At 69.7% G+C, this 7,273-nt stretch carries 8 protein-coding genes; 2 read left to right on the top strand and 6 right to left on the bottom strand.

The window, feature by feature from the left end; all coding sequences use genetic code 11:
- The 5 genes from lptB to argS form a co-directional block, all read right to left on the bottom strand.
- A partial coding sequence (lptB, locus tag AB7U92_RS18185; protein WP_428580090.1) for an LPS export ABC transporter ATP-binding protein occupies positions 1-664 on the bottom strand: 664 nt, incomplete at its 3' end.
- Entirely contained in the window at positions 661-1,287 is a 627-nt protein-coding gene (lptA, locus tag AB7U92_RS18190) for a lipopolysaccharide transport periplasmic protein LptA (protein ID WP_428580093.1), read from the bottom strand. The genes lptA and lptB, both read right to left, overlap by 4 nt.
- Positions 1,288-1,350: 63 nt before the next feature.
- Positions 1,351-2,001 (bottom strand): thiol:disulfide interchange protein DsbA/DsbL, encoded by a 651-nt coding sequence (locus AB7U92_RS18195; protein WP_428580096.1) that lies wholly within the window; start codon positions 1,999-2,001, stop codon positions 1,351-1,353.
- Between the two features lie 87 nt (positions 2,002-2,088).
- A complete protein-coding gene (locus tag AB7U92_RS18200) occupies positions 2,089-2,691 on the bottom strand; it encodes an SPOR domain-containing protein (protein WP_428580099.1) in 603 nt (200 codons plus the stop codon).
- Positions 2,688-4,400, bottom strand: a complete 1,713-nt coding sequence (gene argS, locus AB7U92_RS18205; protein WP_428580102.1) for an arginine--tRNA ligase — start codon at positions 4,398-4,400, stop codon at positions 2,688-2,690. The genes AB7U92_RS18200 and argS overlap by 4 nt, the downstream gene beginning before the upstream one ends.
- 135 nt (positions 4,401-4,535) lie before the next feature.
- On the opposite strand from argS, the gene AB7U92_RS18210 reads away from it, so the two are divergent.
- Positions 4,536-5,903, top strand: a complete 1,368-nt coding sequence (locus AB7U92_RS18210) for a protein kinase domain-containing protein (RefSeq protein ID WP_428580105.1) — start codon at positions 4,536-4,538, stop codon at positions 5,901-5,903.
- Positions 5,904-6,025: 122 nt separating this feature from the next.
- The gene (locus AB7U92_RS18215; RefSeq protein ID WP_428580108.1) at positions 6,026-6,316 is read left to right on the top strand and encodes a PsiF family protein; all 291 of its coding nucleotides are present in this window, start codon (positions 6,026-6,028) and stop codon (positions 6,314-6,316) included.
- Positions 6,317-6,416: 100 nt separating this feature from the next.
- Here the strand turns inward: AB7U92_RS18215 and AB7U92_RS18220 are convergent.
- Positions 6,417-7,273 (bottom strand): LysR family transcriptional regulator (locus AB7U92_RS18220; RefSeq protein ID WP_428580111.1); only part of this gene is annotated, 857 nt, incomplete at its 5' end.

The raw sequence follows: 7,273 nt of genomic DNA on the forward strand, positions 1-7,273 counted from the left end.
GATCGCAGATGCCCAGCGTCTCGCGCACGTTGTGGTCGGTGATCAGCACGCCGATGCCGCGCGCCTTGAGGAAGCTGATGATGCGCTGGATCTCCAGCACGGCGATCGGGTCGACGCCGGCGAAGGGCTCGTCCAGCAGGATGAAACGCGGCTGCGTGGCCAGCGCGCGGGCGATCTCCACGCGGCGGCGCTCACCGCCGGACAGCGCTGGCGCCGGCACGCTGCGCAGCTTCTCGATGCTGAGGTCGTGCAGCAGGCCGTCGAGCATCTGGTCGATCTGTGCCTCGCGCAGCGGCTTGCCGTCACGGTCGAGCTGCAGCTCGAGCACGGCGCGGATGTTCTCCTCCACCGTGAGCTTGCGGAAGATCGAGGCCTCCTGAGGCAGGTACGACAGCCCCAGCCGCGAGCGCAGATGGATCGGCAACCGCTCGACGCGCTGGCCCTCGATGCTGATCTCTCCGGCATCCGCGCGCACCAGGCCGACGATCATGTAGAAGCTGGTGGTCTTGCCGGCGCCGTTGGGGCCGAGCAGGCCAACGACCTCGCCGCTGTCCACCGCCAGGCGCACGTCCTTGACGACCTTGCGCACGCCGTAGGACTTCTGCAGGCCGCGCGCTTCGAGACGATGCACGCGCGGCGCGGCTGCCGCGGTGGCTTGGGTCACTGGCTGCCCCCCAGCGACGGGGCCAGCTTCAGCGGCGGCGCCGGCTGCGAGGCGGCTGCGGCCGCTTCGGCCGCCGCGGCGCTGCCCTCTCGCGGCGTCAGCACGGCGCGCACGCGGCCGCCGGGGTTGGTGGGTGTCGAAGCCGCGCCACCGGAGACGCTGAACACCTCGCCGATGCTGTCGTAGCTGACCACGTTGCCGGCGATCTCGTCGGCCACCGTGCTGCCGCGCAGCCGGCGCACTGCGGCGTTGGTGACGAAGCGGATGGTGTCGGTCTTGCCGTCGTATTCGAGCCGCTCGGCCTCACCCTCGATCCACTCGTCGACGCCGTCGCGCTTCTGGCGGAAGGTGGCCGGCTTGCCGGCGGAGCCGATCGCCACCGCGTTGTGGTAGCCCTCGGGCGTCTCTCGCACCTCGATGCGGCTGGCGCGGATCGTCATCGTGCCCTTGGTGACGACGACATTGCCGTTGAAGACCACGTGCTGGTTGAGCAGGTCGATGCGGCCGGGTTGGTCGGCCTCGACATTCAAGGGCTTGAAACGGTCGGCCTTTTCGGCGAACGCTGAGCCACCAGCCAGAGCGGCCAGGACGGCGAGGAGCGGGAGGATTCTCATCGAGGGCATGAAACTTGCAGGCCATTCTAGCCACAAGCCATGCCCCTGGGCCGCCTTGCGCGGCCGGAATCGTCAGACTTTTCGGGAAGCTTGGATCAGATATTCGGCGACGAGGACCATCCGGTCCTGGCCCCCAGCCAGGCTGCCCGAGGTGTAGAAGCGCCCCTGGATGCCCAGCGCCGGTACGCCATCGATCTTGTAGGCCTCGGCCAGTTGCTTGGCCTGTCGCGCCTTGGTCTGCACGGCGAACGAGCCCATCAGTTCCACCACCTTGGCGCCGTCGACGCCGTTCTTGGTCATGAAGGCGGCGATGTCGGCCGGCTTGTCCAGCCTCTGGCGGTCGTTGTGGATGGCGAAGAACACCTTCCGGTGCATCGTCTCGAGCCGGCCCATGGCCTCCAGCGCATAGAAGATGCGCTGGTGGGTGCCGAAAGGCTCCTCCCGGAACTGCACCGGCACGCGGCGGAAGGCCACGAAGTCGGGCATCTTCTTGACCCAGGCCTCGAGCATCGGCTCGAAGGCGTTGCAGTGGGGGCAGCCGTACCAGAAGAACTCGACCACCTCCACCTTGCCGGCCGGCACGGTCACCGGGACGGGCTGGCCGAGGCGAACGTAGTGCGTACCCTCGACGATGCCGCCCTGGGCAGCGGCTGGCAGGCCCAGGGCCAGGGCGCCGGCGCCGACCAGGGTGGCGGAAAAATCGCGACGTTGCATCAGCTTCATGGGGGTCCTCGTGGGGCTCGATGGCCGGGATTCTGCGGGCTGCGCGGCGAACGCGCCGAAACGATCAGCCGATGACCTTGATCCGGCTCACTTCTGCACGCGCACCAGGGCCGATTCCACGCCGGCGGCGGCCAGCTTGTCCTTGGCGCCGTCGGCGGCATCCTTGGCGGTGAAGGGGCCGATGCGCACGCGGTACACGGTGCGGCCGGACTGCTCGCGCTCGGTGACCTTGGCCTCGTAGCCCATCATCGCCAGCCGGGCGCGCTGCTGCTCGGCGTCCTCCGGCCTGGCAAAGGCGCCAGCCTGCACGAAATAGTTGAACGGGTCGGCGGCCGGCGTCGGCTTGACGGTGGCGCCTTCGCGGGCCGAGAGGATGGCCGCCGGGTCGCGCGCGGACGAAGCCGGGCTGGCCGCTGCCACCGGCGGGGCGCCGACCGGGGCCGAAGCGGCGGTGCCGCTGGCGGCTGCCGGCGGCCGCGTACCCGCGCGGTGGTTCAGGCCGGCGTTCGGGTCCCAGTTGCGGTTCTTCTCCTGCTCGGCCGCATCCTGCTCGGCGGTGCGCTGCGGCACCTTGTTGACGAAGGGCACCGGCACCTTGGTGACGTACAGCGCCACGGCCAGCGCCAGCGCCAGCCCGATCAGCAGGCCGACGATCAGGCCCATGGCGAATCCGCCGCGTTGCGATTTCATGCGGTCTCCAGCGCCGGTTGTTCCCGGTCCATGCGTTGCGGGGCCGACACGCCGAGCACCGCCAGCGCGTTGCGCAGCACCTGACGGGTGGCCGCCAGCAGCGCGATGCGGGCGCGCGCCAGCGCGGGGTCGTCGACGAGGAAGCGCTCGTTGGCGTAGTAGCTGTGGAAGGCGCCGGCCACTTCGCGCAGGTAGAAGGCGATGTCGTGCGGCGCGAAGTCGGCCGCCGCGCCGGCCAGCACCGCCGGGAACTCGGCCAGCTTGAGCATCAGCGCGGCTTCGCTGGGCGCGGTCAGCAGCGCGTGGTCGGCGTGGTTGAGCGAGGCGGTGTCGCCGCCCTGCTCGACGAACTGCTGGATCACCGAGCAGATGCGGGCGTGCGCGTACTGCACGTAGAACACCGGGTTCTCGTCGTTGCGCTTGAGCGCCAGGTCGACGTCGAAGACGAACTCGGTGTCGGCCTTGCGGCTGAGCATGAAGAAGCGCACCGCGTCGCGGCCGGTCCAGTCGACCAGGTCGCGCAGCGTCACGTAGCTGCCGGCACGCTTGGAGATCTTCACCTCCTGGCCGCCCTTCATGACCGTGACCATCTTGTGCAGCACGTAGTCGGGGTAGCCCTCGGGCACGCCCTGGCCGGCCGCCTGGATGCCGGCGCGCACGCGCGCGGTGGTGCCGTGGTGGTCGCCGCCCTGGATGTTGATGGCGCGCGTGAAGCCGCGCTCGAACTTGGCCAGGTGGTAGGCGACGTCGGGCACGAAATAGGTATAGGTGCCGTCGGACTTGCGCATCACGCGGTCCTTGTCGTCACCGTACTCGGTGGTGCGCAGCCACAGCGCCCCGCCTTCCTCGTAGGTCTTGCCCGCGGCGATCAGGCGCTGCACGGTCTCCTCGACCCGCCCGCTGCTGTACAGGCTCGACTCGAGGTAGTAGTGGTCGAAGCGCACGCCCAGCGCCTGCAGGTCGAGGTCCTGCTCGTGGCGCAGGTAGGCCACGGCGAACTGGCGGATGCCGTCGAGGTCGTCGGTCAGGCCCGAGGCGGTGAACTCGCGGTCGTCGGCGTGCACCGTCTTCTTCGCCGCGAAATCGGCGGCGACGTCGGCGATGTAGTCGCCGTTGTAGGCCGCCTCCGGCCAGTCAGCGTCGCCCGGTTTCAGGCCCTTCAGGCGCGCCTGCACCGAGGTGGCCAGGGTGCCGATCTGGACGCCGGCGTCGTTGTAATAGAACTCGCGCGTCACCTGCCAGCCCTGCCAGTCGAGCAGGTTGCAGATCGCGTCGCCCAGGCAGGCCTGGCGGGTGTGGCCGGTGTGCAGCGGGCCGGTCGGGTTGGCCGAGACGAACTCCACCAGCACCGGATGGCCGTTGGGCGCAGCGCGGCCGAAGTCGTCGCCGGCGTGCAGGATCTCGGCCACCACCGCCTGGCGTGCGGCGTCGCGCAGCCGGAAATTCACGAAGCCGGGGCCGGCGATCTCCATCGCCGCCACCCAGCGCTGCACGGCGGCCTGGCGGTTCAGTGCCTCGACCAGCGTCGCGGCCACCTCGCGCGGGTTCTTCTTCAGCGGCCGCGCCAGCTGCAGCGCCGCGGTGCAGGCCAGGTCGCCGTGGGCGGCCTGCTTGGGCGATTCGAAGGCGGCGGCCAGGTTCGCCCCCGGGCTGACCTCGGCAATCGCCGCCGACAGCGCGGCCAGAAGGTCCTTCTTGGCTTGGATCATGGGCGGATTCTACGGTTGGCCCCCTGGCGGTCCGGGCGATGGGCCAAGCCCGGGAATGACCCGTTTTCCTGCACCAGATCGGGGGTGCCGGAGCCGGCCGGGTGTGGAATCATGGCCATGCCGCGCGGTTCCGCCATGCCTTCGACGTCGACCACCCGCCCCCAGAGCCCGCCGAGCGACCCGGCGGCCGACCTGCCTCTGCTGATCGGCAAGTACCGGGTGCTGCGCAAGCTCGGCGAGGGCGCGACCAGCGAGGTCTTCCTGTGTCACGACGACTTCCAGGACATGGACGTCGCGATCAAGCGCGTGCGGCCGCTGGCCATGGGCGACGCCCACGACAACCGCTTCTTCGAGCGCTTCTTCGCCGCCGAGGCGGCGCTGGTCGGGCGCCTGAAGCACCCGAACGTGGTGCAGATCTACGACGCCGTGCCCGACCCGGTGGAGCCCTACCTGGTGATGGAGTACGTGGCCGGCAGCACGCTGCGGCCCTACTGCCGCGCCGACCAGCTGCTGCCGCTGGAGCTGATCGTCGAGCTCGGCTTCAAGTGCGCGATGGCGCTGGGCTACGTCTACCGCCAGGGGCTGATCCACCGCGACGTCAAGCCGGCCAACCTGCTGGTCACGCTGGTCAACGGCTCGCTCACCGACGTGAAGGTCACCGACTTCGGCAGTGTGCTCAACCTCGCCTCCGACGTGACCCAGGTCTACCGCGTCGGCTCGCTGGCCTACATGTCGCCCGAGCAGCTCGACGGCGCGGCGCTCGATTGCCGCGCCGACATCTACTCGCTCGGCGCGGTGCTCTACCACCTGATCGCCGGCCGGCCGCCCTTCGACGCGCAGGTGCAGTCGGCGATGATGCACCAGATCTATCACCAGACCCCGCCGCCGCTGACACGCCTGCGCACCGGCGTCTCGCCGACGGTGGATGCGGTGATCCAGCGTGCGCTGGCCAAGGACGTCGGCCAGCGCTACCGCGACTGGGACGAGTTCGCCCAGGCGCTGTCGGCGCTGATCTCGCAGCAGCACGTGCCGCGCGGCCACCTGCAGGGCGTGCTCGACTCGGAGCGCTTCACGCTGCTGCGCTCGCTGGACTTCTTCGCCAACTTCGGCGACGTCGAGCTGTGGGAGGTGGTGCACCGGGCCAAGTGGCAGCGCCACGACTTCGGCCAGGCGCTGTATCGCAAGGGCGAGGAGGGCAACACCTTCCACATCATCGCCAAGGGCGAGCTGGAGGTGTTCCGCGACGGCCAGAAGGTGGCCCAGCTCGGCGCCGGCACCAGCGTCGGCGAGATGGCCTACCTCGCGCCCAGCCCCGACCTGCGCCGCCACAGTACCGACGTGATCGTCACCGAGACGGCCACCACCATCTCCTTCACGCCCGAGACGCTGGCCCAGCTCAGCCCGGGCTGCCGCCATCTGTTCGACGAGGGCTTCATCCGCGTGCTGGTACGGCGGCTGCATGCCGCCCACGAGGCGCTGGCCCATCCCAGGCGAATTCTCTGACCGGCGTCACGCCGGCGTTTCGGCGGCGCCACGCTCCGGTGCGTTGCGTCCTTTGCCGCGGGGAGGGCCCGGTGCTTCAATCCGCAGCGGCAATCATGCCCACGTCAGGAGAAGGAGACCCCATGAAGAAGATCATCGCCATCGTGGCCCTGGCCACCTCTGCGTTCGCCGGCGCGAGCTTCGCGGCCGATGCCGCCAGCGCACCCAAGGCCACGGCCCAGCAGACCAAGATGGCCACCTGCAACAAGGAGGCCGGCGACATGAAGGGCGACGAGCGCAAGGCGTTCATGTCGAAGTGCCTGTCTGCCAAGAAGCAGACGCAGCAGGACAAGATGAAGACCTGCAACAAGGAAGCCGGCGACAAGAAGGGCGACGCGCGCAAGGCCTTCATGAAAGAGTGCCTGAGCAAGTGATTCGACCCCCCCGGAGCGCCTCACGGCGCTCCCCCCAGGGGGCGTCGCCGGCGGCCCGGCGGAGCCGGATCCGCAGCGACCGCTTGGCTGGCTCGCTGACTCAGCGCCAGTAAGCGGCGTCGCCGTAGGTGTGCTTGAGGAAATCGATCCACAGGCGCACGCGCAACGGCAGGTGCTTGGCGTGCGGGAACACCGCATAGATGCCGTTCGGCGGCGCGGCGAAATCGTCGAGCACCGTCACGAGCTGGCCGCTCTGCACTTCCTGCTCCACCTCCCATGTGGAGCGCCAGGCCAGCCCCAAGCCGGCCACGCACCAGTCGTGCAGCACCTGGCCATCGCTGCAGTCCAGACGGCCGCTCGGGCGCAGGTGGGTGACGGCGCCATCGACCACGAAGGCCCAGCCGCGGGTCTGGCTGGCGTCGGAGCTCAGCGTCAGGCACTGATGGCGCAGCAGCTCGTTCGGGTGCTTCGGCGTGCCGGCACGCTTCAGGTACGCCGGGGTGGCCACGCACAGCCGGCGGTTGTCGGCCATGCGCACGCTGATCAGACTGGAGTCGGGGAGATCACCCACGCGCACCGCGCAGTCGTAGCTCTCGTTGACGATGTCGACCACGCGGTCGCTGAGGTTCAGCGAGACATTGACGTCCGGGTGCTGATCGAGGAAGCGTGGCACCAGCGGCGCCACGTGGCGGCGGCCGAAACCGGCCGGCGCGGTGACGCGTAAGTAGCCACTTGCTTTCACGCCGCCCGCGCTCACGCTGGCTTCGGCATTGGCCAGATCGGCCAGCAAGCGCTGGCAGTCTTCCAGGAAGGCGCTGCCTTCGTGGGTCAGCGTGATCTTGCGCGTGGTGCGCACCAGCAGCTTGACGCCCAGGCGCTCCTCCAGCGCATCGATGCGCCGGCCGATCACCGCCGGCGCCACGCCTTCCGCATTGGCAGCGGCCGTGAGGCTGCCGC

The organism is Piscinibacter sp., assembly GCF_050175855.1.
In the GTDB taxonomy this organism is placed as follows: domain Bacteria; phylum Pseudomonadota; class Gammaproteobacteria; order Burkholderiales; family Burkholderiaceae_C; genus Piscinibacter.

Excerpts from the sequence above, each read along its gene's own strand:
- AB7U92_RS18195 (WP_428580096.1), bottom strand. The coding sequence starts at position 2,001 with ATGAAGCTGATGCAACGTCGCGATTTTTCCGCCACCCTGGTCGGCGCC.
- AB7U92_RS18210 (WP_428580105.1), top strand. The coding sequence starts at position 4,536 with ATGCCTTCGACGTCGACCACCCGCCCCCAGAGCCCGCCGAGCGACCCG.
- lptA (WP_428580093.1), bottom strand. The coding sequence starts at position 1,287 with ATGCCCTCGATGAGAATCCTCCCGCTCCTCGCCGTCCTGGCCGCTCTG.
- argS (WP_428580102.1), bottom strand. The coding sequence starts at position 4,400 with ATGATCCAAGCCAAGAAGGACCTTCTGGCCGCGCTGTCGGCGGCGATT.
- AB7U92_RS18200 (WP_428580099.1), bottom strand. The coding sequence starts at position 2,691 with ATGAAATCGCAACGCGGCGGATTCGCCATGGGCCTGATCGTCGGCCTG.
- AB7U92_RS18215 (WP_428580108.1), top strand. The coding sequence starts at position 6,026 with ATGAAGAAGATCATCGCCATCGTGGCCCTGGCCACCTCTGCGTTCGCC.